The sequence below is a fragment of the Leucobacter chinensis genome, from assembly GCF_019049105.1.
Classification (GTDB): Bacteria; Actinomycetota; Actinomycetes; order Actinomycetales; family Microbacteriaceae; genus Leucobacter_A; species Leucobacter_A chinensis.
In genome coordinates this window covers 1-25,179 of sequence record NZ_JAHQZR010000007.1, presented here as the reverse complement: position 1 = coordinate 25,179, position 25,179 = coordinate 1, and the positions used below count along the sequence as shown (strand labels likewise).

At 62.8% G+C, this 25,179-nt stretch carries 25 protein-coding genes, 1 tRNA gene and 1 rRNA gene; 5 read left to right on the top strand and 22 right to left on the bottom strand.

Features of this window, described 5'->3' with window-relative positions; translation table 11 throughout:
• Window position 1: 1 nt before the first annotated feature.
• From KTJ78_RS09250 to KTJ78_RS09230, 5 genes are all read right to left on the bottom strand, one after another.
• Window positions 2–2,527, bottom strand: coding sequence for an RCC1 domain-containing protein (locus tag KTJ78_RS09250; protein WP_217134937.1), 2,526 nt, complete (start codon window positions 2,525–2,527; stop codon window positions 2–4).
• A 160-nt stretch (window positions 2,528–2,687) separates the two neighbouring features.
• A complete protein-coding gene (locus tag KTJ78_RS09245) occupies window positions 2,688–3,332 on the bottom strand; it encodes a hypothetical protein (protein WP_217134935.1) in 645 nt (214 codons plus the stop codon).
• Window positions 3,329–3,877, bottom strand: coding sequence for a S24 family peptidase (locus KTJ78_RS09240; protein ID WP_217134933.1), 549 nt, complete (start codon window positions 3,875–3,877; stop codon window positions 3,329–3,331). Before KTJ78_RS09240 ends, KTJ78_RS09245 begins: the two co-directional genes overlap by 4 nt.
• Before the next feature lie 124 nt (window positions 3,878–4,001).
• Complete coding sequence (locus tag KTJ78_RS09235) at window positions 4,002–4,565, bottom strand: hypothetical protein (RefSeq protein ID WP_217134931.1); 564 nt, start codon at window positions 4,563–4,565, stop codon at window positions 4,002–4,004.
• A 493-nt stretch (window positions 4,566–5,058) separates the two neighbouring features.
• Window positions 5,059–5,132 (bottom strand) — tRNA-Pro (locus KTJ78_RS09230).
• A 129-nt stretch (window positions 5,133–5,261) separates the two neighbouring features.
• Here KTJ78_RS09230 and KTJ78_RS09225 point away from each other — a divergent pair.
• The 4 genes from KTJ78_RS09225 to KTJ78_RS13585 all read left to right on the top strand — a co-directional run bounded on the left by KTJ78_RS09225 (window position 5,262) and on the right by KTJ78_RS13585 (window position 8,092).
• Entirely contained in the window at window positions 5,262–5,942 is a 681-nt protein-coding gene (locus tag KTJ78_RS09225; protein ID WP_217134927.1) for a histidine phosphatase family protein, read from the top strand.
• Window positions 5,939–6,577 carry a DsbA family oxidoreductase gene (locus KTJ78_RS09220; RefSeq protein WP_217134925.1) on the top strand — a complete coding sequence of 213 codons (639 nt, stop codon included), beginning with the start codon at window positions 5,939–5,941 and terminating at the stop codon, window positions 6,575–6,577. Before KTJ78_RS09225 ends, KTJ78_RS09220 begins: the two co-directional genes overlap by 4 nt.
• Window positions 6,574–7,143 carry an NUDIX hydrolase gene (locus KTJ78_RS09215; protein WP_369808053.1) on the top strand — a complete coding sequence of 190 codons (570 nt, stop codon included), beginning with the start codon at window positions 6,574–6,576 and terminating at the stop codon, window positions 7,141–7,143. Before KTJ78_RS09220 ends, KTJ78_RS09215 begins: the two co-directional genes overlap by 4 nt.
• Before the next feature lie 133 nt (window positions 7,144–7,276).
• Window positions 7,277–8,092, top strand: a complete 816-nt coding sequence (locus tag KTJ78_RS13585) for a DUF4190 domain-containing protein (RefSeq protein WP_254259549.1) — start codon at window positions 7,277–7,279, stop codon at window positions 8,090–8,092.
• Between the two features lie 366 nt (window positions 8,093–8,458).
• Here KTJ78_RS13585 and der read toward each other — a convergent pair whose 3' ends face one another.
• From der to KTJ78_RS09130, 16 genes are all read right to left on the bottom strand, one after another.
• Entirely contained in the window at window positions 8,459–9,868 is a 1,410-nt protein-coding gene (gene der / locus KTJ78_RS09205) for a ribosome biogenesis GTPase Der (protein WP_254259556.1), read from the bottom strand.
• A gap of 121 nt (window positions 9,869–9,989) precedes the next feature.
• Window positions 9,990–10,697, bottom strand: a complete 708-nt coding sequence (cmk, locus tag KTJ78_RS09200; RefSeq protein ID WP_217134921.1) for a (d)CMP kinase — start codon at window positions 10,695–10,697, stop codon at window positions 9,990–9,992.
• Complete coding sequence (locus tag KTJ78_RS09195; RefSeq protein ID WP_217134919.1) at window positions 10,682–11,776, bottom strand: prephenate dehydrogenase; 1,095 nt, start codon at window positions 11,774–11,776, stop codon at window positions 10,682–10,684. The genes cmk and KTJ78_RS09195 overlap by 16 nt, the downstream gene beginning before the upstream one ends.
• Window positions 11,773–12,765 (bottom strand): pseudouridine synthase, encoded by a 993-nt coding sequence (locus KTJ78_RS09190; protein WP_369808052.1) that lies wholly within the window; start codon window positions 12,763–12,765, stop codon window positions 11,773–11,775. Before KTJ78_RS09190 ends, KTJ78_RS09195 begins: the two co-directional genes overlap by 4 nt.
• Window positions 12,762–13,331 (bottom strand): SMC-Scp complex subunit ScpB, encoded by a 570-nt coding sequence (scpB, locus tag KTJ78_RS09185; protein WP_217134917.1) that lies wholly within the window; start codon window positions 13,329–13,331, stop codon window positions 12,762–12,764. Before scpB ends, KTJ78_RS09190 begins: the two co-directional genes overlap by 4 nt.
• Window positions 13,324–14,127, bottom strand: a complete 804-nt coding sequence (locus KTJ78_RS09180) for a segregation and condensation protein A (RefSeq protein ID WP_217134914.1) — start codon at window positions 14,125–14,127, stop codon at window positions 13,324–13,326. The genes scpB and KTJ78_RS09180 overlap by 8 nt, the downstream gene beginning before the upstream one ends.
• Before the next feature lie 9 nt (window positions 14,128–14,136).
• On the bottom strand, window positions 14,137–14,985 hold the full coding sequence (locus tag KTJ78_RS09175) for a ParA family protein (RefSeq protein ID WP_217134912.1): 849 nt from the start codon (window positions 14,983–14,985) through the stop codon (window positions 14,137–14,139).
• Window positions 14,986–15,016: 31 nt separating this feature from the next.
• Window positions 15,017–16,039 carry a site-specific tyrosine recombinase XerD gene (locus KTJ78_RS09170; protein WP_217134910.1) on the bottom strand — a complete coding sequence of 341 codons (1,023 nt, stop codon included), beginning with the start codon at window positions 16,037–16,039 and terminating at the stop codon, window positions 15,017–15,019.
• A gap of 13 nt (window positions 16,040–16,052) precedes the next feature.
• Window positions 16,053–17,714, bottom strand: coding sequence for a CTP synthase (gene pyrG, locus KTJ78_RS09165; protein WP_217134908.1), 1,662 nt, complete (start codon window positions 17,712–17,714; stop codon window positions 16,053–16,055).
• A gap of 51 nt (window positions 17,715–17,765) precedes the next feature.
• Window positions 17,766–18,950, bottom strand: a complete 1,185-nt coding sequence (locus tag KTJ78_RS09160) for an AI-2E family transporter (RefSeq protein WP_217134906.1) — start codon at window positions 18,948–18,950, stop codon at window positions 17,766–17,768.
• Between the two features lie 21 nt (window positions 18,951–18,971).
• Entirely contained in the window at window positions 18,972–20,654 is a 1,683-nt protein-coding gene (gene recN / locus KTJ78_RS09155) for a DNA repair protein RecN (RefSeq protein WP_217134904.1), read from the bottom strand.
• Complete coding sequence (locus KTJ78_RS09150) at window positions 20,651–21,571, bottom strand: NAD kinase (protein WP_333735209.1); 921 nt, start codon at window positions 21,569–21,571, stop codon at window positions 20,651–20,653. The genes recN and KTJ78_RS09150 overlap by 4 nt, the downstream gene beginning before the upstream one ends.
• Entirely contained in the window at window positions 21,564–22,409 is an 846-nt protein-coding gene (locus KTJ78_RS09145; protein WP_217134902.1) for a TlyA family RNA methyltransferase, read from the bottom strand. Before KTJ78_RS09145 ends, KTJ78_RS09150 begins: the two co-directional genes overlap by 8 nt.
• Entirely contained in the window at window positions 22,406–22,546 is a 141-nt protein-coding gene (locus KTJ78_RS09140; protein WP_217134900.1) for a hypothetical protein, read from the bottom strand. Before KTJ78_RS09140 ends, KTJ78_RS09145 begins: the two co-directional genes overlap by 4 nt.
• A gap of 9 nt (window positions 22,547–22,555) precedes the next feature.
• Window positions 22,556–23,608 carry an HAD-IIA family hydrolase gene (locus KTJ78_RS09135; protein WP_217134898.1) on the bottom strand — a complete coding sequence of 351 codons (1,053 nt, stop codon included), beginning with the start codon at window positions 23,606–23,608 and terminating at the stop codon, window positions 22,556–22,558.
• A gap of 3 nt (window positions 23,609–23,611) precedes the next feature.
• Window positions 23,612–24,352 carry a hypothetical protein gene (locus KTJ78_RS09130; protein ID WP_217134896.1) on the bottom strand — a complete coding sequence of 247 codons (741 nt, stop codon included), beginning with the start codon at window positions 24,350–24,352 and terminating at the stop codon, window positions 23,612–23,614.
• Here KTJ78_RS09130 and KTJ78_RS09125 point away from each other — a divergent pair.
• Window positions 24,338–24,865: a hypothetical protein gene (locus tag KTJ78_RS09125; RefSeq protein WP_217134895.1), complete on the top strand. Its 528-nt coding sequence runs from the start codon at window positions 24,338–24,340 to the stop codon at window positions 24,863–24,865. The genes KTJ78_RS09130 and KTJ78_RS09125 overlap by 15 nt on opposite strands.
• Before the next feature lie 245 nt (window positions 24,866–25,110).
• Here KTJ78_RS09125 and rrf read toward each other — a convergent pair.
• Window positions 25,111–25,179: ribosomal RNA gene (rrf, locus tag KTJ78_RS14050) — 5S ribosomal RNA — on the bottom strand; the annotation flags it as partial.

The following is a 25,179-nucleotide window of genomic DNA, read 5'->3' as shown; positions in this document are numbered from 1 at the left end:
GTCACTGCACAGTGAACACAGAACCTGCCGGCACCGGTGAGTCTTTGCGGGCGACCCCGTCTTGCTGCCCCACTCTCGTTTCAGCGTCTACGCGGGGTTGCACACCCGAATCAGGCAAAGCAGGCAGCATTTCTCCCGCTTCTTCGACGGGTTCTTCGGTGGCGTCTTCGCTCTCTTCGTTATCAAGCTGACCCTCGTTCGCTGCCTCGGTTCCAGGTTGCTGCGATCCGCCTTCTCGCTGCTCGCCAGCCGCTTCATCAGCCGCTTCGTCAGGCTCGGTGTCAGCAGAAGTGCCGTCTTCGAGGTCGTCGACGTCACGGGTGAGATCCTGCTTGACCGGAATCGGAGTGTCAGAATTCTTGCTGCTACCGGTGCCAAGTTGGCCGTCAACGCCAGTGCCCCAAGCGTACAAGGCATTGTCGGCGCCTAACGCAAACGCATACCCGTCACCACCGGCAATATCAATGTACCCGTTTGCGACATCGGGCAGCTCACCAATCTCGCGTGGAATTGTGACGTTGCTCTGCGACTTGTATCCAAGTGTCTGACCGCCCCAGGAGTACACTCGCCCATCGTCGCCAATGGCCAGTGAAAACTTCGCGCTCGCTTCAACCCTCGTGAAAGATAACCCTTCGGGTGTGCGAATAAAGGTGGGGTTCCACATGGTCGCAGGTACTGCGCCCGTAGTCGAAGCCGTTCCTGCCTGGCCGCGGCTATTCGAACCCCATGCAATAATTTCTCCATGCTCTGTGAGCGCAAGAACATGCGTGTTGGTCGGGTCAACGTTGCTCGCAGCAAGCTGCACGATGCGCGCATTATCTGGCATGCGAATCTCGGTAAACGTCTTCACGTCTGTCACGTCCTGCCCCAAACCGAGCTGGCCGCTCCGGTTACTGCCCGTTCCCCACACACTGCCGTCATTTGCGAGAGCGATGGTCACCTCAGATCCTGCAACGGCCTGAACAAACTGCACCCCTTCAGGCGCAGGAAGCGGTGTCCCTTCAAAGACCAAACCGTACTCGTCGGGCACCTCAGCGAGCTGCCCTGAGACTCCGTTACCCCACCCAAAAATGCGACCGTCGGTGTCGAGCGCAAGCGAGTGACCCTGCCCAGCAGAAACTTGCGTGAACGTCGCCTGCTCATGCATTTTCACCGGCTTCGGCGACGAAATCGGGCGCTCGCCCTCGCTCGGCGCTACCTGGCTTTCGTAGTCAATTCCCCAGCCATAGACCTTCCCATTCTGGTCAACGCCGAGTGAGTGATCGAAGCCTGCAGAAAGCTGCATAAATGGGCTCTCAGTGTGAGTCTTAATCGGCTTAGGGGTCACGGTCACCGAGGTTGTGCCGACACCCGACGAACCGCCATCGTTGACGCCCCAGCCATAGGCCTGCGCGTCGTGCTGCGAAAGCGCGAGACTCTGCCCGCCGCCGGCGCTCACACGATTGAGCGTGGGAGCGGGAATGCGGCCCGAAAGTTCGTGCTGCAACTCTGGCTGCGCACTCACGAAACGTTCCGGCATGGTCGTTTCGGCACGAATCTCGAAGCCTTCGCGCCAGAGCTGTTGGGTCGCAGAAACGGCAAGTGCAGCCTCATTCGTCGCGTAGAGCACAGCGTCCTGCGTGACCGTGCGCGTCTCAATGACCGCTAGCTCATCGCCGCGCTGCTCGCTCGTCAGCTCTGTCATCACTCCGCCGCTCGTCTTATCGCTCGACGAGAACACTGAGTCTTCAGAAAACGTAACACCGGCTGGGAGCAGAACCGTCGTGGTGAACACGTCGCCCTCACGCACGAACAGGTCTTCGCCTTCTGCTGTGGGGTGGCTCTGAAACACGACCCGGGCGTCTGAACGGGCGGGATTGATGAGGCTCAGCCCGTAGACGCCAGTGTTGACGCCCCACGCCGCGCTAAGAACCGCGCTCTCCTCTGGGTGCGTACTCACGAGGTTCTTCGAAACCTCAGTCGTGGCATGAATTTTCAACGCTTCTTCTGCGACGGGCACGGTCAGGTTTGTCTCGATCGCAAACGATGCGGCCGGCAACGCGACCTGGCCATCTTGCTCGATTGAGACTCGGCTGTGCACGATCCACCGCGCGTCTTTGTGCTCGGCAGACCACGTGTGCACGGTGCCATGCTCGGCAACCTCCGAGGGCAGCTCGCCTGGCTCAACACCCTCGGGCAGTTCGACCGAAATCGAAATGTGCTGCACTTTCTCGAGGTCGAGCGCCTGGGCACCCTCGGGCTGCATGTCGAACGAAACGGTGCCGCTCGAAGTACCCGGGCCAAAGAAGTCGCCCTCATCGGGTGTGGCACGAAGATTGTAGGGCCCTGCGTTGATGCGAACGGCCTGCTCAAAAGCGTTCCCGTACACGGTCGACTTTTCGGTCGTGATCGCGCCGACGAACGAGCTCGAGACGCCGAAGGCCCCGACAATCACGACGGCAACCGTCGCGAGGGCCAGGCTCACGCGCATGCGCAGCTTCGAACGTGGCTGCGTTGCCGTATCGATTCGCTTGCTGTTGTGCCCCATGATGCCTTCCCCTTTCGGTCTCTTATAGTCAATCGGTCTTTGGGTGGCTGCTCAGGCGGTGTCCCGCAACCTACGTAACCGCACTGGGCGTTCTACGCGCGTACGTATCACTGTGTGCGTAGTCAACACAGCACACATACTGCGTGTTTGTGCGTGCGCGTTATGCGACGCCGGCACTCACCGCTGCCGCTTCAGGCGTAGCCGCCCTTCGAGATAGGGCTGCCGCCCCGAGCAAAACCAGCGCTCCGCCAGCGAGTGCCAGGCTCAGCACGCCGCCCTCGTCAGAGCCGGTCGGGGGCAGCTCAGCACCCCCGTTGCCGCGTTCGATCGCTGAGAACGAGAGGTCGACAACCGAGATGGCCGGCTGCTCAAGCTCGGCTTCACTCGGGTAGGCAACCTCGAGGCAAAACTCTTGGGCCTGCCCTGGCAGAATTGTGCCCTGGTCGAGGCGGGTTGCAGCCCCCATATTCACGGTCGGGGCTCCAGCCATGGCGCTCGCATCGCAGTCAGATCCACGATGTGACGAAAGCTGTAGGGCGCTCAAGCCTCGATCGTTGTTCGCCCAGTCAGCGAGAATCGGCGTGACGCCAACCTCGAGCTCAACCGAGGTGTTATTGTTCAGTGTCGCGACGGCCCGAACGCTATCGCCCGGGTAGAGCGTCACATCGAACAGCCCATGCGATGGGGTCACAGTGAGTGCAGCGTTCTTCACGTCAACAGCCTGCGCTGGGGCGACTACCACCGCGGCAATCGCGAGGGCGCAGCCAAGTGCGATCACCCAGGTCGACGCGAAGCGGCGCCTCACGACACTCGCCCGCTTTCGATGAGCTCGGGTTCAGTCTCGGTCGTGGCCTCTTCAATTTGCTGCTCTGCACGCTTTTTCTTGCCGCCTGACGGCACGAAGAGCGCGATCAGAAACACCGCCCCGACGATCAGTCGAACTGCCCACAACTCAGAGAGTCGAAAGAGCGTCCCGAGTTCGCCTGCGAGTACGAATCGCGGGGTGCCAAGCACCTGCTCTTGAGTGACGGGCAGCGGATCAACGGTGTCGTTCCCGTCACCCTTCAGAATTGCTCCGTCTTCAGTAATCTCGTGCACGCGGTGCACGTACTGATCTGATTTGTCACCCGCGGCGAACGAAACGACGACGGGCTGTCCGACGGTTTCAAGCTCGTTACCAGCCGCCTGCTGAACCACCAGCACGTCACCGACCTCGTAGGTTGGTTTCATCGATTTTCCGGTCACGGTCATGTAGTAGTCGCCACTCGCCGTAGCCCAAAGGAACGGGAGAGCGAGCAGTACGAGCGCGAGGCTCGAGAGCGTTCGTAAGATCACGATAGTGCTGCGCATGTTCTGCCTCCGTACAGTTTTTGCGGCGCCGTGATGCGGCACTTGACGTGGTGCGTGAGATGTGCGAACGCCGAGCGGTCCCGCAAAAGCGTGGATCCGCTCGGCGTCGAGGGCTTAGCTGCGCTTACTGAGCGATGCTGTTGAAGAGGTAGTCGGCAGTTACCTTCGAGCCGTCGAGGTTTGCTTCGAGGAACGCGTCTGCATCTTCAACGAAAACGTCAACACGAACGGTCTTCTCTGCACCTGGAGCGAGTTCAAACGTCTCGCTCTTCATGTTTGCGAGCTTGCCGGTTGGCTCAATTGTTTTGCCTTCAACGGTGATGCGGGTGTCGAGCGCCTGTGCCAGCTCGGCGCTCTTGGTGCCACCAGGCTGAACCTGCGAACCGAGGTTCACGGTCAGCGTTGCGTTCGTCGAGGTGTTCTTTGCGACGTAGTATCCGGTAACCGACTCACCGTTCATCTCGCCGGTGAAGGTGTTGGTCATCGGAGCACCGGTCACGATGAGCTCGCCATCGGCCGAGGTCTCTGAGACCTTGGTGTCGAACACGTTGTCAAAGATGGTGCTCTGAGCGGTAACGAGTGCGCCACCGACGCTCACACCGGCAACGAGCAGCATAGCGCCGCCAGCAATCGCAAGCTTTTTCTTAGTTGAAGTCTGGGTAGCCATATCGGGTACGACCTTTCTCATCAGGAGTGTGTGGGTGAGAGCGGATCGAGTGGTTTGTGTCTCTGCCGAGCCGCTGTTGTTCTCAAGTAAGAGTCAACAGCTTCGCCGAGCCCTCCCCAGAGGTACAGGGCTCTTTTGCGGGGCTACGTACCGAGATCTACGTAGTACGTCACCTCTTCTACGTCTACGCGCACGGTCATCTACCCGCGCCGTGGGCGCGACCCGTATACCGAGGCTCTCTCGCTTCGCCGCGGCGTCGAGAGGTCAAAAAGTGTCGAATTCCTCGCAATTTTCGACACTTTTTGACCTCTCGACGGGCGAAAGTGCCCACACGACGGGCGAAAGTGCCCACTCGACGGGCGAGAGTGACCATACAACGGGCCGATGGGGCCACGGCGCACGAACGTGAGCACAGATGCGCAGGATCCACCTGCCGGGGTAGGCAACGACCAAGCCACACGGCAAAGAGCCCCAGAAAACAGAAAAACCGCGATCTCTCGCGGTTTTCTCTCGGTCGGGCTGACAGGATTTGAACCTGCGACCCCTACACCCCCAGTGTAGTGCGCTACCAAACTGCGCCACAGCCCGATGTTGATCACGACCTGCGTGATGGCAACCCTTATATCTTACCCACATTTTTCCTGAACGCCGAACCAGAACGAGAACCGGGCAGAAAACTCCCACGAAATCATGGGGCTCGTCGGCTAGGCTCCCGCTATGACCATTGCTTTTATGAGACACGGGCAAACCGACTGGAATTTGGCCGGGAGGGTGCAGGGTCACACCAACATTCCGCTGAATGAGACTGGTCGCGAACAGGCGAGGCAGGCCGCTGGTGCGCCGCTCGTCGCGCAGACTGAGTGGGGCCACATCACGAGCTCACCGCTCGATCGCGCCCGCGAAACCGCCGAGATCGTCGCTCAGGCCATGGGCGTTTCGCTCGGAGATGCGCTCGACCTGCTCATCGAGCAGAACTACGGCGAGGCCGAGGGGTGCAGCGTCACCGAGCTCGAAGAGCGCTGGCCCACCCGCGAGTTTGAGCGGGGTGAGTCACCCGCAGAGGTTGCCAAGCGCGCGCTCGATGCGCTGCACCTCCTCGAAGAGCGTCACGGCGATTCACCCGTGCTCGCTGTCACGCACGGCGCGTATATTCGCAGGCTCATCGCGACCGTGCACGACCTCGATTACGGCGATGTTCCCGGCATTCTCAACGCGAGCCTCACGATTTTCGAGCGCGACGCCCAGGGCGACTGGCAAGCGACGCTCATCAACGACCAGCCGGCGTCAGAAGCGCTGGATCTTTCACCGCAGAAACCCGCGGCCCCCTTCGCCGGCTTTGTAGCCCTCGGCGATCAGGGCGCCGGAGTCTGCTCAACCGACGGAGTGTGCACCGTATGACCACCCTGACCATCGACATCTGGAGCGATGTCATGTGCCCCTTCTGCTACCTGGGTGATTCGGTTCTCGCCGAAGCTCTCGAAGAGTTCGAGCACCGCGACCAGGTGACGGTGACCTATCACAGCTACCAACTCATGCCCGAGCTCTCGGTCGAGCCGGTCGACATGCAGCAGCTGCTTGCGGGGCGCTACGGCCCAGAGCAGCTCGCGGCCCAGCACGAGCACCTGGCGGCCCGCGGCAAGGAGCACGGTCTCGAGTACAACTTTGAAACCTCGCTCGCGGTCAACACCCGCAAGGCACACGAGCTCAGCCACTTCGCGACGAGCAAGGGCAAGGGTCACGAGACGATGCTACGTCTCTTCAAGGCCCACTTCACCGAGGGCCTCAACGTTGCCGACGTCGACACTCTCGCCCGTCTCGCGGGTGAAGTCGGTCTCGACGAGGCCGAGGCACGTGCCTCGCTCGAGCGTGCAGAGTTCGCCGATGCGGTCGATACAGATATCGTTGCCGCTCAGCAGATGGGCATCACCGGTGTTCCCTTCTTCGTGTTTGCCGGCAAGTACGCGCTCTCTGGTGCGCAGCCGAAAGAGATGTTCGCGCAGGCTCTCAACACCGCGTGGGGTGAAACCCAGTGACGTCTGAAGAAGACCTCGAGATCCAGGCGCTCTTGCGCGGCGTGCGCGACCCGGGCGATGCCTGGGTGGTCGCCGCCGACGGCAACCGGTATTGGGGCACCTTTGGTGCCGCCGGCCTGCTCGCGGTCGACCCTGAACGGGGCATCCTCATGCAACACCGCGTCGCGTGGAGCGATCACGGCGGCACCTGGGCTGTTCCCGGTGGCGCGATCAACAAGGGCGAGTCGGCGATTGCGGGCGCGATCCGCGAGGCTCAAGAAGAAGCCGGAGTTCCCGACGACTCGGTTGACGTTCGTTTTACACACATCGTGGATCGCGGCGGCTGGACCTACACGACCGTCATCGCCGCCGTCACCACCGCCTTCGAACCGACGATCTCAGACCCCGAGAGCGTGGCACTCGAGTGGATCGCGCTCGACAAGGTCGCCGATCTCAAGCTACATCCCGGGTTTGCAGGGTCATGGCCAGCGTTGCTCTCGCTCATCACCGCCGAGCAGTCGGGCTCAGGCGATGCCGAGCTTGAGCGGCTCACCGCTGCCGGGCTCAACGTCGCGCGCTACCAGTAGCCCCCAGGTGCCTCCGGTTCGAACGCCGCTTCGTACCGGAGTACCATGCACCGCCGCGAAAGATCGTGCCTGAGAGCGATGTCAAGGGGTTCCGATCGCGGTTGAATAGAACCATTAAGCGATTGGAGCACTCATGAACGAGTCACAGAACACCCAGCCCGAAGAGGCCACCGGCACCGAGCAGGCCTCACAGCCAACGACTCAGCTGCCAAACGACACCGCCGTGCTTGGCGAGACTGCCGTGCTTGGCGACACCGTTCAGGTCCCGGAGTTCGCCGCGCAAGACGCGCAGCCAACCGTGAACTACGGGGCAGCCGAGTTTGCGTCGTCAGCCTCGGGGCAGATTCCGCAGGTGCAGGCTGCGAGCCAGGTGCCCTCGTCCGAGCCCTATGCAGCACCGAGCTTCGCACCGGGTGCTGAGCAGTCGAGCGTCGGTGGGGCACAGTATTCCGCCGGCTCGTCGCAGTATGCCGCTGTCGCTTCGCAGGCAACACAGTATGCCGCGCCACAGCAGCACGGGGCTCCGCAAACCGGCCAGCAGGGGCAGTACGCCCAAAACCCGTACGCCCAGCAGGGCTCGTATGACACTGGAGCCTACGGGGCTGGCGCTCAGTACGGGGCTGGTGCTCAGTACGGGGCTGCGGGCGGCACCCAATACGCGCAGGGGTACACCGCTCCGAACGCGCCAGCTGCCCCCGGTGACGCTTTCTCGATCACGAGCTTTGTAATCGGTATCGTCTCTGTATTCGCGGGCTTCACCTTCTTCGCGCCACTCGCCGGCCTCATCTTCGGCATTCTCGGCCGCCGCCGCGGCACCAACCATTCCGCGCTCAACATGTGGGGCATCGTCTTGAACGCGGTGATGCTCGGATTCTGGGCCCTGATCGTCGGCCTCTTCTTCTTGCTGGGCACCATCAGCTACTTCGCTAGCTACTCCTGGTATTTCTAGGCCCTCGGGGTCCGGGCACCTCGGGTCCCTGGCCTCGCGGGTTCCCGGCCTCCCGGGCTGGTTCCCGACCTCGCGAGCCCCTGGCCAAGGCACCGAGAGGTCAAAAAGTGTCGATTTTCGAGCAGATTTCGACACTTTTTGACCTCTCGGCGACGAAAACTGGCCAGGGGGCGAGGCACGAGCACAGGGCGAGGCACGAGCACAGGGCGAGGCACGAGCACACGCGCCACGCGCGGTGCCTGCAACCGGCAACCGGCAAGAACCTCCCGAACCCCGCCAAAACCTCCCGAAACACGAATGGCGCCCCCGAATCACCGGGGCGCCATTCGTACGTTAGAGCTGAGTCAGCACCGCGTCACGATCACGCTAGCGCTGGCGCTTCTCGCGAATACGCATGTTCATGATGATCGGCGAGCCCTCGAAACCGTAGGTCTCACGCAGGCGGCGCTGAATGTAGCGACGGTAGCCGGGGTCGAGGAAGCCAGTCGTGAAGAGCACGAACGTTGGCGGCTGGCTCTGCACCTGCGACCCGTAGAGAATGCGGGGCTGCTTGCCGCCGCGCAGCGGGTGCGGGTTCGCCTGCGTGAGCTCGGCGAGAAACGCGTTGAACTTCGCCGTCGGAATGCGGCTGTCCCACGACTCGAGCGCCTTGTCGAGCGCCGGCACGAGCTTCTCGAGGTGGCGGCCGGTGCGGGCCGACATGTTCACGCGAGGCGCCCAGTCGACGTGGTCGAGGCGCTGCTCGATCTCGCGCTCGAGGTACTTGCGGCGTTCGTCGTCGAGCAGATCCCACTTGTTGAAGGCGATCACGAGAGCGCGACCCGATTCGAGTGCGAGGTCGATGATCTTGAGGTCCTGGTCGCTGAGTTCCTGCGTCACGTCGAGCACGACGATGGCGACCTCGGCCTTCTCGAGGGCGGTCGCGGTGCGCAGCGAGGCGTAGAAGTCGGCGCCCTGCTGCATGTGCACACGGCGGCGAATACCGGCGGTGTCAACGAAGGTCCATACGCGGCCGGCGATTTCAACCTGCTCGTCGACGGGGTCGCGGGTGGTGCCAGCGACGTCGCTCACGACGGCGCGCTCCTCACCCGCAGCCTTGTTGAGCAGGCTCGACTTGCCCACGTTCGGGCGGCCAATGATCGCGACGCGGCGCGGGCCAGCGAGGCGGTTCTGCGCGACGGCAGACTCCTTGGGCATCGCCTTAACGGTGAGGTCGAGCAGGTCGGCAACGCCGCGACCGTGAAGGGCTGAAACGGGGTGCGGCTCGCCGAGACCGAGCGACCACAGGCCTGCGATCTGGGGCTCCTGCACCGCGTCGTCGACCTTGTTGGCAACGAGCATGACGGGCTTCTTCGTGCGGCGCAGCAGCTGCACCACGTGTTCATCGGTCGCTGTCGCGCCAACGCGCGAGTCGACGACGAAGAGTACGACGTCGCACAGCTCGATGGCAACCTCTGCCTGCATCGCGACCGAGGCGTCGAGCCCCTTCGCGTCGGGCTCCCAGCCGCCGGTGTCAACGAGGGTGAAACGCTTGCCGCCCCACTCTGCGGGGTAGCTCACGCGGTCGCGAGTCACGCCGGGAACGTCTTCGACAACCGCCTCACGGCGACCGAGAATACGGTTCACGAGGGCCGACTTGCCCACGTTCGGGCGCCCGACGATCGCGACGACGGGCACGGCCTCTTCGAGGGCGAAGTGTTCGATATCGTCGAACGATCCCTCGATAATCGCTTCGTCATCGTCTTCAAGCTCGAAGCCTTTGAGGCCCGAGCGCATGACGCGCGTGACCTCTTCGTCGCTCAGCTCGAGCGAGTTCGGGTCAAAGACCTCGGTTGGTTCGAGGTCGTCGTGTGAAAACTCTTGGCTCATGATGTTTCTCTCAGGGCATGCTGCCCGGTTATGCGCGAGCCTCGGCAGCGCGTACGACGTCGATGACGGCCTGTACTGACTGCGCGAAGTCGAGCTCGGTGGTGTCAATCAGCGTGACCCCGGGAGCGGGGTTCATGAAATCAACCACGAGTTGGTCTTTTGCGTCTCTTTCGAGAATCGCAGCGAGCACCTCGGCTTCTGATGATCCGCTCAGTTCGCCCGTGCGGCGTTTGGCACGTACCTCAGGCGAAGCGGTCATGAGAATGCGCACGGGTGCGTCAGGGGCCACCACGGTCGTGATGTCGCGCCCCTCAATAACGACCCCGGGAAGGCCTGACTCGGCCACGATGCTGAGAAACATGCGGTTGAGGCGCTCGCGCACCCCCGCGTGCTGTGACACGCGGCTCACCTGTTTGCTCACTCCGGGATCGCGAATTTCGTGCGTGGCGTCGGCCCCACACACGATGACAACCTGGGCTCCCTTGAGCGAAATTGAGAAACCCCAGTCGTCGAGCACCTCTTCGACCGCGATCGGGTCGTCGAGGTTCACGTCTTCTTCGAGCGCTGCCCACGCGAGTGCGCGGTAGGCGGCGCCGGTGTCGAGAATACCGTACGAGAGTGCCTCGGCGACGGCCCTCGATACGCTTGATTTGCCGCTGCCCGCCGGCCCGTCGATCGCGACGAGAAGTGGCGCAGTCTCGTGCGTTGCTGGTGTCTGCGTCACAGAATTCTCCATCCTCGTTCGGTCAGGTCGATGACCGCCTGCGGTGCGACCTCTGGCATCACGCCGATCTGGGCGAAGCCAATCTGGGCTCCGGGCGAGTGCTCAAGCTGTAGGTCTTCCATGTTAATGCCCAAATCACCAAGATCAGTGAGCAACATCGCAAGTTGGCCAGGGCTATCGTCAATGAGCGCCGTGAGGGTCGTGAAACGCGCCGATGAGCCGTGTTTGCCGGGTATGCGCTGCACGCCTCGATTGCCGGAGGCCATGAGGTTCGCGATCGTGCGTTTTGCACCGGGCTCGTCAGCGTCACGAAGCGCCTGCACGAAGGTCGCGAGGTCGTCCTGGAACGCCTCGAGCAGCCCCACGATCGACGCGCTATTGGCACCGAGAATCTGCACCCAGAGCTCGGGATCGCTCGATGCGATGCGCGTCGAGTCTCTGAGTCCCTGTCCTGCAAGCCCGACGGCGTGCTCGGGCGCCTCGACGAGGCGTGCGGCGAGCATCGAAGCAACGACCTGCGGCAGGTGCGAGACGAGCCCAACCGATGCGTCGTGCTCTTCAGGGGTCATTTCGATGGGGGTTGCCCCAACCTCGAGCGCGAGTGACTCGACGAGCGAGAGCGCGGCGGCAGGCGTTTCATGGTCGCGGCAAATAACCCAGGGGCGCGCGACAAAGAGGTCGGTGCGCGCCATGACCGCCCCACCGCGTTCCCGCCCTGCCATGGGGTGCGAGCCGATGTAGTGCGTGAGGTCGACCCCACGACGACGCAGCTCGGCATAGGGGGCGTATTTCACGCTCGCGACGTCGGTGACGACCGCTCCGGTAAAGCGTTCGAGCGCGTACTGCACCACGTCGGCGGTCACGTCTGGCGGGGTCGCAACGATCACGAGTGCCGGCTCGGCGTCGCCCTCGGCGCGCGGCCTACCTGCCCCGTAATCGGCGGCGAGTGCCACGGCCGTCGGCGAGGCGTCTTCGAGGGTGACCTCGATCGAGCGTTCTGAGAGGGCAAGCCCTATGCTCGCGCCAAGCAACCCGGTGCCGATGATGTGCACGGGGCCTTGAACGCGGTTTGCGACCTGGGGTTCGCTCACGCTTTCTTCCCCTTCTTGTTCGGTTGGTTGCGATTCGCCTTGCGGGCGTTCGGTTTCTGCTGTTTTGAGGGTACCGTACGCTGGTGCGGCGCTGCGATTCCGCGCATGCCCTTTGCACCGCGCCCGTCTCCCGGCCGTCCTGCGGTCACGCGAGCTTTGCCGCTCTGCGGTTCTCCGCCGCCAGCGGTGAGCAGTGCCCCGCGCTCGGCGGCCGAGAGCTCACGCATCTCTCCGATTCCGAGCGACCCGAGGTGCAGCGGGCCGAATTGGCGGCGCACGAGCTCAACCACGGGATGTCCCACGTGGTCGAACATGCGACGCACAATGCGGTTTTTGCCCGAGTGCAGGGTGACCTCGACAAGCGAGTGCGAGGCGCTGCGACCCGCTGTGAGGATCTTGGCCGAGTCAACGCTGATGGGCCCGTCGTCGAGCACGATCCCGTCTTTGAGGCGTTGCAGCGTCGCGGGCGTCACTGAGCCCTTGACCTTTGCGACGTACGTTTTTTGCACCTCGTACTTCGGGTGGGCGAGCTCGTTGGCAAGCTCCCCATCGTTCGTGAGAATGAGTAGGCCCGAGGTGTCGGTGTCGAGCCGGCCCACGTTGTAGATGCGCTCGGTAATCTGGTCGGTGAACTCGGTCAGGTCGCGCCGCCCGTGCTCATCGGCCATGGTCGAGACGACTCCGCGGGGTTTATTGAGCACGAAGTACCGCTTCGTCTGATCGAGCTGCACCACGACGCCGTCGACGCGCACCTCATCGGTCTCGGGGTCGATACGGGTGCCGAGTTCAAAGACCGTCTCACCGTTCACCTCAACGCGCCCGCGACCAATGAGCACCTCGCAGGCCCGCCGAGAGGCAACGCCAGCGGCGGCGAGCGCCTTCTGCAAGCGCTCCCCCGTGGGCTTTTCGCCGTCGCTCTCGCCCCACCCGCTGCCGGGATTCCAGGTGATCTCGACATCAACGATGTCACGTTCGTGTTTCTTGTTCACAGTACCGCCTCGTCAAAGTCGTTGTTTCCGTCGTCAAGCAGCGGCGCAATGGGCGGCAGCTCGCTGAGGCTCTGCACCCCAAGGTGCTCGAGCAGCATGTCGGTGGTGCCCCACAGCACGGCTCCGGTTTCGGGGTCGCTGCCGGCCTCGGTGATGAGCCCGCGGTTTGCGAGCGTGCGCACGACCGAGTCGACATTGACCGCGCGGATCGAAGCAATCGCACCCCGCGAGATCGGCTGCCGATACGCGATCACGGCGAGGGTTTCGAGCGCCGCCTGCGAGAGTTTCGCCGGCGACTCCCGGTGCACGAAGTCGGTCACGAGGTCGTCGAAGGTTTCGCGCACGTACAGGCGGTAGCCGCCGGCTGTCTCTCGCAGCTCAAAGCCACGCTCTGGCCCCTCGAACTCGCCGTTATAGTCGGCGGTGAGGGTCTCGACCGCCGCGCGAACCTTTGCGACTGGTAGGCCGAGCGTCGTGGCGAGCCCCATGAGGCTCACGGGTTCTTCGGTCACGATGAGCAGCGCTTCAAGGCGCTGCATCGTGAGGCGGGTCTCTTCATCAGTCATAGTCGGTTCCTAGCATCGCGAGCGCGTCGTCTGACCACTGCTCGCTCGTCCATCGTACGTGCAATTCGCCGAGCGGCTCGGCCTGGTCGAAGCCGACAGCGGCGGTACGGTATAGCTCAAGGATCGCGAGAAAGCGTGCAACGATGACGCCCCGCTCGGTCACCCCGGTGATCATTTCGCGAAAGGTCACGCTGCCCTGCGAGCGCAGCATCGACACGACGATCGCTGCCTGCTCGCGAATCGACACGAGCGGCGCGTGCAGGTGGTCAAGCCCGAGCACGGGCAGTTCCCTCGGGGTGAGGGCGAGCAGCCCAATGGCCGCGAAGTCTTCGAGGGTGACCGTCCACTCGATCTCTGGGGCGCGTGAGCGGTATTTCTGGTCGACGGGCACCTGCCGCGCGTGGCGCGATGCCTCGGCCTCGATCCGCTTCCCGAACCACGAGCTCGCGAGTTTGAAGGCGCGGTACTGCAGCAGCCGCGCAAAGAGCAGGTCTCTCGCTTCAAGCAGCGCGACGCCCTCTTCGTCGATTACCTCGCCCTGCGGCAAGAGCGACGCGATCTTCAGGTCGAGCAGTGTCGCCGCGACGACGAGAAATTCCGAGGCCTGGTCGAGGTCGTAGTCGCCCCTGCGCTCACTCTCGGCGAGGTAGGCGATGAATTCGTCGGTCACGAGCGACAGCGACACCTCGGTGATGTCGAGCTCGTGCTTCGTGATGAGGCTGAGCAGCAGGTCGAAGGGGCCGTCGAAAACGTCGAGCGACACCGTGAACGGGGCCGTTGGCGCAGCCTCGGTCATGGCTTCTCCCTACGCGACGAGGCCGCGATGCACCATCTCGCGTGCGAGCGTAAGGTGGGCTTCTGCTGCCGGGTTCTCGGGTGCGTAGTCGAGCACGGGCTGGGCGGCAACCGATGCGTCGGGCACCTTCACGGTGCGACGAATGACGGTGTCAAACACCGAATCGCCGAAGGTGTCAACCACTCGTTCGAGTACCTCGCGCGAGTGCAGGGTGCGCGAGTCGTACATCGTGGTCACGATGCCATCGAGGGTGAGCTGCGGGTTGAGGCGGCTCTTGACCTTGTCGATCGTCTCGATGAGCAGCGCGACGCCGCGCAGGGCGAAGAACTCTGAGGCCAGCGGAATGAGCACGCCGTGACTCGCGGTGAGCGCGTTTACGGTGAGCAGCCCGAGCGAGGGCTGGCAGTCAATGAGAATGACGTCGTACTCGTCAGAGACCTTGCGCAGAACGCTCGCGAGAATCTGTTCGCGCGCGACCTCTGTGACGAGGTGCACCTCGGCCGCCGAGAGGTCGATGTTCGCGGGAATCACGTCGAGGTTTGGCGTCTCGGTCGCCTGGATGACCTCGTGCGGGTCATCGATCTTGCCGAGCATGAGTTCGTAGATGGTCGGCACGTCGTGCGCGGGCACCCCGAGGCCTGCCGAGAGCGCACCCTGCGGATCGAAGTCGACCGCGAGCACGCGCCTCCCGTAGCGAGCGAGGGCCGCCCCGACGTTGATGGTCGTCGTGGTTTTGCCCACCCCGCCCTTCTGGTTGCACATCGCGATGATGCGCGCCGGGCCGTGCGACGAAAGCTTTGGCGGGGGTGCAAACAGCTGCTCCGGACGGCCTGTTGGTCCGAGCTTTGCCTGCGCCATGGGTGCCATTCCTTTCGTGGGTGTGATGACTCTATCCTACCGGGCCAAACCCTGGCTTTCCCTTGGCTCGCGGGTGAGCGAGCGCATAGTGCTCTTTGAGGGTCTCGGGGGTGACCCTCGTGTAAATCTGGGTGGTCGTGACCGACGAGTGCCCGAGCAGCTCTTGCACCGTTCGCACGTCGGCTCCGCCCTGCAGCAGGTGCGTCGCAAACGAGTGCCGCAGGGTGTGTGGTGAGATGTCGGCGTCGAGCTCGGCCCGCTTCGCCGCGGCCTGAATCGACAGCCAAATGCTTTGCCGTGAGAAGCGCGCGCCGCGGGCCCCCACGAAGAGCGCCGGAGTGCCCGTTCCACGTGCAACGAACGTGGGCCTTGCCCGCACGAGGTAGGCGGCGAGTGCTTTGCCCGCGTACGAGCCGTACGGCACGAGCCGCTGCTTGTTGCCTTTACCGGTCACCCGCAGGAAGCCGCCCTGTGCGAGACCGCGGTCGGGGTCGTGCCAGGCGTCTGAGGCACCGGGTGCACCCAGGAGGTCGTCGACGTCGAGGGCCACGATCTCACTCACCCTCGCGCCACTCGCGTACATGAGCTCGCAAAGCGCCCGATCACGCAGTTGCGCGGGCTGCTCACCCTCGGTCGCCGCGAGCAGCCGCTCGACCTCGTCGATCGTGAGCGCGCTCGGCAGGCTGTCGCGCACCTTCGGTGTGCGCACGCTGCCACCCGCGTAGCGCGCGACGAGCCCCTCGTCGAAGAGGAACCGGTGTAGCGAGCGCACGGTCGAGAGTCGGCGCGTGACGGTCGCGGGTGTCGGAGGTTTTGCTGCGGATCCTTCCGCCGCTCCCCCGCTCGAAGCACCCGGCGTTTGCAGCCACGAGACATAGCGACTGAGCATCTCGGGGGTCACCTCGTCGAGGTCGGTCACGCCGATCTCGACGAGCCAGGCCCCGTAGCTGAGGAGGTCTTGCTCGTAAGCCTTCAGGGTATTTGCCGAGAGCCCGCGCTCAAGAGCGGCGTAGCGCAAGAAGCGCTCGCTGCCCCGCGCGAACTCTACGGCCATCCCTTGCGTCGGCTTAGATCAGGCGGCTTGCCTCACGCCGGTCAATCGCAGCACCGATGAGCCCTGAGAAGAGCGGGTGCGGGCGGCTGGGGCGTGACTTGAGCTCAGGGTGAGCCTGAGTTGCCACATAGTACGGGTGCACGTCACTCGGCAGCTCGACGAACTCAACGAGGTTCTTCTCGGGGTTCACGCCCGAGACGACGAGGCCCGCTTCGGTGAGCTGAGCAACGTAGTCGTTGTTGACTTCGTAGCGGTGACGGTGACGCTCTTGTACGAGCTGCTCTCCGTAGAGCTCAGCGACCTTCGAGCCCTCTGTGAGCTCTGCTTCGTAGAGCCCGAGGCGCATCGTGCCGCCAAGGTCGCCCTCGGCGATGATCTCAATCTGATCATCCATCGTGTGAATGACGGGAACACTCGTTGCCTCATCAAACTCGGTCGACGAAGCGCCCTCGAGACCCGCGACGTTGCGCGCGTACTCGATGACCATCGTCTGCAGACCGAGGCAGATACCCAGGGTTGGAATCCCATTTTCACGGGCAAACTTGAGAGCGCCGAGCTTGCCGTCAATGCCCCGAATACCGAAGCCGCCGGGCACGCACACAGCGTGAACCGAACCGAGATTCTCGCGCGCACCCTCTGCAGTCTCGCAGTCGTCTGCCGGTACCCAGGTGAAGTTCACCTTAGTTGAGTGAGGGAAGCCACCGGCCGAGAGCGCCGAGGTGAGCGAGAGATAAGCGTCTGGCAGGTCGATGTACTTGCCAACAATCGCCACGGTCACCTCGCCCACGGGGTTGTGCACGGCGTCAAGCACTGGCTGCCAACGAGTCCAGTTGACCTCGTCTGCCTGTTCGTTCAGTTGCAGAGCGCTCACGATCGTTTCGTCGAGGCCCTGCTCGTTGAGCAACGATGGCAGGTCGAAAATGCTGGGCACATCGATCGCGTTGACCACGGCGTTCTCTTCAACGTCGCACATGAGCGCGATCTTGCGCAGGTTATCGTCGGTGACCGGTCGATCTGAACGAAGCACGAGTGCGTCGGGCTGAATACCAATTGAGCGCAGAGCAGCGACCGAGTGCTGGGTCGGCTTCGTCTTCTGCTCGCCAGAAGCGCCCATGAAGGGTACGAGTGAAACGTGCACAAAGAAGACGTTCTTGCGGCCGAGCTCGTGACGAACCTGGCGTGCTGACTCGAGGAACGGCTGCGACTCAATGTCACCAACCGTGCCGCCGATCTCGGTAATGATCACGTCGGGCTGTGGCGTCTCTTCGGCCTGCAGCCGCATGCGGCGCTTGATCTCATTGGTGATGTGCGGAATCACCTGGACGGTCTGGCCGAGGTACTCGCCAGCACGCTCTTTCGCGATGACGGTCTGGTAAATCTGGCCGGTGGTCACGTTGGCCGCACGGCTCAGGTTGATATCGAGGAAGCGCTCATAGTGACCGATGTCGAGGTCAGTCTCGGCGCCATCGTTCGTAACGAACACCTCGCCGTGCTCGAACGGGTTCATCGTTCCAGGGTCAACGTTCAAGTAAGGGTCGAGCTTCTGCATAACCACGTGCAGACCACGAGCGGTGAGGAGATTACCGAGACTAGCCGCGGTGAGCCCTTTACCGAGAGAGGAGACGACGCCCCCCGTGACGAATATGTGCTTGGTTACTTTTTGCGCTTCTTCCACGGGCTTCGATTCTATCAGTGTTCGGGCGGGGATACTAGGAACGTTTGGAGGTTAGCGAAATTGCTGACGCGGAACCCATACCTGTTTGATGATCATGAGCACCATCGCGGTCACGGGAATTGCGATGAGCGCCCCCAAAAGGCCAAGCAGGGTGCCGCCGGCAATCGCGCCAATGACCACGAGCGACCCGGGCACCGAGACGACTCGGTTCATGATGCGCGGGGTCAAGAAGTACGACTCGATCTGCATGTAAATGACGTAGTAAATACCGATCGAGAGTGCCGTGATGGGCGAGTTAAACAGCGACACGATAACCACCAGGATGGTCGCGAGCACCGAGCCAATAAGCGGAATCAGGGCAACGAAAAAGATCGCGACGGCGAGGAGCCCCGCGAAAGGAACCTGAAAAATGGTCATCGCGATAAACCCGAGTGAGGCATTGATGAGAGCGAGGATCACCATGCCGTTCACATAGCCACCAATCGATTGGGTCACCTGCTCAGTAATGTCGATGACCTTCGCTCGCGACGAGCGCGGGGTCATCGAGTAGAGCCCCTTCTTCATCGTGCGCAGTGAGGCAAGGAAGTAAAGGCTCAGAATGAGCACGATGAGGGCCGCGGTGATGCCGTTCGCAAGGCCTACGCCGGCCTGCACGAGCCCGCCGGCAAACTGGGTCCAGGTGTCTGGCTTCATGGCGAAATCTTGAGCGCTTGAGAGGAGCCCACCAAGGTCGATGTAGTGACCGAACTTGGCGTTAATGTCGATAAACCAGTCTTGCTTGTTGATGTTCAAGATGTACTGCGGGCCATTCTTCACCACGAGCGCGATCTGGTTTGAAATCATCGGCACGACGATCGCGAGAATACCCGAGACGATCAGCAGGAAGCTCAAGAAAACGATCGCGATACCGACGGGACGTTTCACGTTTCGGCGCTCAAACATGCGCACAATCGGGTCGAGGCCGAGCGCGATAAACAGCGCCGCCACGACGTACACGATCACACTCGAGATTTGGCCGATTGCCTGACCGAAAACGATCGCGGTCAGGGCCCCGAGCGTGACCACAAAACCCACTTTAAAGGGATTTCGAATACCGAGGTATCGTTTGCTCTGCTGCTCTTCGACGCGGTCTTGTAGCGAGGGCTCAGCCTTCAGAGCGTCACGGTACATCTCCCTCGTGTCAGCGTCGAGCTGCTCGAGGTCAAGGTGTTCTCGGGTTGGGCTTTTTTCCTCCATGCCGAGAGCGTATCACCCCAATTACTCGTTACCGAGCGCAAGCAGTTCGGCTGCGTGATCGAGCGCACTCGATGAGTCGCTCATGCCAGAAAGCAGCCGTGCCATCTCGTGCAACCGCGCTTCTCCCTCAAGCGGCCTGCAGCTGCTCTCGGTGAAGCCACCGGCCGAGTCTTTCGTAACGCCGAGGTGGTGGTGCGCGAACGCTGCGACCTGCGCGAGGTGCGTCACAACGATCACCTGCGAGGTTTCTGCGAGCCTGCGAAGTCGGCGCCCGATCTCGATCGCGGCTTGGCCACCAACCCCTGCATCAACCTCGTCGAACACAAAAGTGGGCACGGGGTCAACCTCGGCGATCGTCACTTCAAGCGCAAGCATGATGCGCGAGAGCTCGCCACCCGATGCCCCCTTGTGAATGGGCCTAAAGTCGCTGCCCTGGTGTGGCGCGAGCATGAGCAGTGCTTCGTCCCGGCCGAGCGGCGAGGGCGTTGCCGTTTCAAGACTCACCTTCACCTCAGCGTCGGGCAGGGCGAGCTGTCGAAGCTCTCGAGACACCCGTTCACCGAGGTCACTCGCGGCGGTTTGCCTCAGCGAGGTGAGCTCGGCCGCAAGCTGGTCTTCTTCGCCGCTCAACCGCTCGAGCTCTTCACCGAGTTGCTCGATCGTGAGGTCATCGCTGCCAAGCTCGGCGAGGCGCTCCTCTGCCTCGTCTGCGTAGGCGATAATCTCGCTCATTGATGCGCCATACTTGCGCGCAAGGCCGTGCAGCACTTCGAGCCTCGCCGAGGCCCTCGCGAGCTCCTCAGGCCCTTCTTCGTCAAGACTGTTGCTCAGCGCTCCGAGCTCGCTCGCGGCCTCATCGATCTGCACCTGCACCGACGCGAGCATGGCGTGAATGCGGGCAATCTCGGGGTCACTCTTCTCGACCTCGAGCGCCTGCAACGCCTGGCCAAGCAGTGTCGCGAGATCCTGCGCAAAGGGGTCATCGCCCGACGCAGAGAGCGCGAAGCGGGCCGTGTCGGCAGCCGTGCGCAAGGCTTCGACATTGCCGAGTCTCTCGATGCGGGCAAGCAGCTCTTCGTCTTCGCCCTCGCGCGGCTCGGCAGCACGAATCTCTTCGAGCTCACCGCGCAAGCGCTCAGCCTCGCGCAGCCGCTCGCGCTGGTCGCCGAGCAGGGCTTCACGGCGCTGCTCGCATTCGGCACGGCGCTGGAACACCTTCGAGTGCTCCTCCCGCACGCGAAGCAGCGCCGCACCGCCAAAGCGATCAAGCATGTCGCGCTGAGCTGCAGCCGACTGCAGCCGCAACTGGTCAGACTGGCCGTGCAGGGCAAAGAGGTGAGGGGCAATGCGGGCAAGCGCGGCCGCGGGCGCGGCTGATCCGCCAACGGTTGCGCGGCTGCGCCCCTCGGCGCTCACCGTGCGACCCAAGATCAGCTCGCCATCGGTCACTTCACCGCCGACCTCGTCGACGAGCTCGTGCACTGCCGCGTTCTCGGTACGCACGATGCCCGTAATGCGAGAGCGCTCTGCGCCGCGACGCACCATGGCGGCGTCACTGCGCGCGCCCATGAGCTGCGTCAACGCGGCCACCACCATCGTCTTACCCGCGCCAGTCTCGCCGGTGATCGCGGTAAAGCCTGTCTGCAGTGGCAGCACGCTGTGGGCGATGACGCCCAGGTCACGAATTTCTAGTTCTTCAATCACTCGCGATGCCTCCGCTGGCCCCGCCAGCCCTCGACGGGAAGATCGAATTTGCGCACGAGACGCTCGGTAAACACGCCCTGGTCGATGCGCGCGAGCCTCACGGGCTCCTGGGCCCTGCGCACCTCGACGATGCTGCCCTGCGGCAGCGAATACGTGCGACGACCGTCGCACCACAGGTCAGCGCCGCTCACGCTCGCATCGCTAATCTCGACCGTGAGCACCGAATCGGTGCCGACGACGAGCGGTCTGCTGAACAGCGCGTGAGCCGCGATGGGCACAAGCAACATGGCCTGCACGCTCGGCCACACGACCGGGCCGCCCGCCGAAAAGGCGTAGGCGGTTGAACCGGTCGGCGTCGCGAGCACGACCCCGTCGCACCCAAACGATGAAAGGGGGCGGCCATCGACGCCAATCACGACCTCAATCATGCGGCTCTGCTTTTCAACCGTAGCCTCGTTCACCGCCCAGGTTTTGGCGATGGTCTGGCGGCCGAGCGTCGCGGTCACCTCGAGCGTCACGCGTTCTTCGACCGTGTAGCTACGGCTCAGTACCTTCTCGACGGTGAAGTCGAGATCGTGCCTTTCCATCTCAGCGAGAAAGCCCACGTGGCCAAGGTTGACCCCGACAATCGGGCAGCACATGCCGCGCAAGATCTCGGCGGCCCGCAAAATCGTACCGTCGCCGCCCAGGACAATCGCGATCTCGATGTCTTCGGGGCGCACGTCTTCATCGAGCACAGCAACGTTCAAGCCCTGCACGTAGGGCTCAAACTCGGTGAGGCTCTCACGGGCCATAACCGTGACGACGCCCGCTTCACGCAACATCGCGTCGACCTGCAGCGTCGCATCAATCGCTTCTTGTTTGGCGATGTGTGAAACGAGCAGCATGTGTCGTGCCCCGTTCGGAGTGTTACTCACGAGCGCTCCCTTCACCTAGAACTACTTGAGCCATCATCTCATTGATCACCGACATTTGCGCAGCGGGTTGCGCTCTGAGGTGAACGAGAAACTCCCTGTTGCCGTGTGATCCGACAATGGGCGACTCGGTGAGGCCAACGACTGAAAGGCCCAACCCGAGCGCGCTCTCCAGGACACGCTGCACCGCTGCGTGCTGAAGTTTCGGGTCGGTCACAACGCCATCGCCGATGCCTTCCCGCCCCACCTCAAACTGGGGCTTGATGAGCATCATGATGTCGGCCGACCGTGCTTGCACCTTCGTAAGCGCGGGCAAGACCTGCGTGAGAGAGATGAACGAGAGGTCGCCAACGATCAGGTCAGGCGCTCTCTCATCGCCGGTTCCCTCGGCGAGCATTTCTGGCGTGAGATACCGCGCGTTGCACCCCTCGAACAGTCGCACGCGCTCGTGGCTGAGCAACGAAGGATCGAGCTGCCCGTGCCCCACGTCGATCGCGAGCACCGTGTCGACTCCTCGTTCGAGAAGCACCTGCGTGAAGCCACCGGTTGAGGCGCCAACGTCGAGCGCAACGCGCCCCTCAACGGGAATGCCAAAGGTGTCGAGGGCACCAATGAGCTTATGCGCCCCTCGGCTCACGTAATGATCAGTGCCGGTGATTGCCACCCGCTGCCCAGGGCGAACCTGCGTGCCGGTTTTCGTGACGGCCACACCGTTCACGCTTACCTGCCCAGCTGCCACCGCTTTCTGCGCCGCTGTTCGTGAACGCGCAAGGCCGAGCTCCTGCAACGCACGATCAATGCGCTGCGGCTGCCCCTGCCACGTTTGCTGCTGCTCGCTCATTCGGTCTCAGAGTCGCTCAGCTGCACCGCCGTAAGCAGTTGCTCGTAGAGATGCTCAAACGCTCGCGCACGGTCTTCGAGCGGCTGCGCTTCGATGAGTTCGACCTCACTCAGCAGTTCAGAGTCTCGAGATGGCATGCGAAAAGTCTACCGGTCGAGGCTTAATTTCCAGTGATCCTCGAGTAACACTTCGGGTACCTTGAGGCCATAAATTGCGAGGCCTGAACGCCAAATCGCCCCACACCCGGCCCTCAAAAGGTTCAGCGCGTCGTGACCTTCAGACACCACGCGCACGATGTGCCCGTCCATGGTCACCCGAGCCGATCCCACGCGAACCGTCCCGTTCTTTTCGACCGTCGTTTCGGGATACGGCTCGAAGAGCCCGTCAAGCGTTGCAAGAATGTAGGTCGGGCGAGCACCCTGAGGAGTCGCGAGCAACTGCTTTGGGCGGTCAACGCCCGTGAGCACGTGCACCGACTCGATGCCGGCTGCCTCGGCGCCCTGAATGTCAGTGTCGAGCCGGTCGCCGATCATGAGGGCGTTACGCGTGCCGAAGCGCTCGAACGAGGTCTCGAAAATCGGCCTCTCTGGCTTGCCCGCAAACTCTGGCAGGCGTTGCACCGCCGTGTGAACCGCAGAGACGAGGGTGCCGTTGCCCGGTGCCAAGCCGCGCTCGAGCGGCAAAGTCCAGTCGGTATTGGTCGCGATCCACGGAATTTGCTCGCCGTTCGGGCCCTCTTGCAAAGCAAACGAGGCTTCTGCGAGATCAGCCCAGCCGAGGTGCGGCGCAAACCCCTGCACCACTGCATCGGGGGCATCATCTGCCGAACGAGTAATGCGGTACCCCGCCCGGGTCAGCTCCTCTTCAATGCCGTCGCCACCGACGATCAGAATCGTCGCGGGAGCTGGCACGGTCTGCTGCAGAAGCAGCACCGCGGCCTGAGGCGAGGTTACGACATCATCGGGAGTGGCGCGTAGCCCAAAGCCTCGCAGCTGCTCAGCAACGGTGGCAACGGTTCGCGCCGCGTTGTTCGTCAAGTACCCGACCCTGGTCGTCTCTGCCGCGCGGTTCAGACTCTCGACCGCCCTGGGCACCACGGCAGCGCCGCGGTACACCACGCCGTCGAGGTCGGTGAGAATCAGTTCACGCCCTTCAACGGGAGCGGCAACAAACGTTTTCTTACGCGCAAACAGTGACAAGGTCTACTCCGATACTGGGTCGTGCTCTTCTACCGCAACAGGCTCATTCTCGTCGGCTTCCTCTTCGATCTCGATGATCTCGATCGCGCCACTACCACGGTGATCTTCAAGCGCGTGCTCCGCTGCGAAAGCGCGCTTCTTCCACTCGAGGGCTTCGTCGGCCCGGCCGAGATCCTCAAGCACGACGGCGTAGGCAGCGAAGAGCTCTGGGCTCCACGAAAACGCTTTGTTGGGGTTCAGCTGCGGTATCTCGAGCTCGAACAGCGCCTGTTGCGTCTGTCCCAGATCGAGCCTCGCCCCACTCATCGCGATCGCAACCTGCACCTGAACATCGTTCGGGAGTTTCTGGACGTCAACCTCGTGGCCAACCTCGATCGCTTTCTCGGGCCGCCCGAGAGCACGCTCGGCGTCGATCATGAGCGCCAGTTGCATGTCGCTGCCCGTCAGGCGGCGGTAGGTGCGCAATTCGCGGATCGCAGTCGCGTAATCACCGGTGACATAGCTCGTGATTGCGTAGGTCTCGCGCGTCACGGGGATACGTGAGGCACGGCGCATTGCCGAGATAGCGTGCTGATGCGCCCGCTCTGGATCGTCGTCAATAAAGTATGCGACTGAGGCTAGGTGCTTTGCCACGTACTCCGCCAGCTCTTTGTCGAGCGTTTTCAGCTCGTTGCGTGCTTGTGGGTGAAGGTCTTGAGGTGTAATCTCGCGAGGCACCTCAGGGTCCTGGTGCGCGGTGCGCACCGGCCTGAAATCGTTGCCATCGGTCTCGGCGAAGCCACGCTCACGGCCGGTTCCGCCACGGTACTTTCGGTCGCGTGGGGCAAACGAGCGCTCACGCTCATTGTTGTGCTCACGCTTGGGCCCGCGGTTGTCTCCGTCACGACGGGGCTTGAAGTCACCATCACGACGGGGCTTAAAATCGCCATCACGACGAGGGGGGCGACCCTCACCGTCACGACGCGGCTTAAAGTCACCATCTCTACGGGGTTTGAAGTCACCATCGCGACGAGGTGGGCGACTCTCACCGTCACGACGCGGCTTAAAGTCACCATCTCTACGGGGTTTGAAGTCACCGTCGCGACGAGGTTTGAAGTCACCATCACGACGAGGCTTGAAATCACCATCACGACGGGGCTTAAAGTCACCGTCACGACGCGGTGGACGACCCTCACCGTCACGACGAGGACGTCTACCTTCACCGTCACGGCGAGGCTTGAAGTCACCGTCACGGCGAGGCTGCGAACGTCGCTCTGACGAGCCACGAGAAGCGTCACGACGTGGGTTTGCCCCACTGTCTCGGCGGCCTGCGTGGCCTCCGTCGCGCGGCTTCCGGTTACGGTCGCCCTCGCGGTCGCGATTATCGTTTGCTTCGGTCATGAAGTTCCTCAACCCTATGAAAATTGTCCTGAAATGCAGAAAGAGGCTGTTTGAGTATGCAGTTCAGACCATCAGTGGTCATCTCTGTCATGATACTCAAACAACCTCTTTCTCTAAAAGAAGTCCGGCGGTGTCCTACTCTCCCACGAGGTCCCCCTCGCAGTACCATCGGCGCAGTCAGCCTTAGCTAC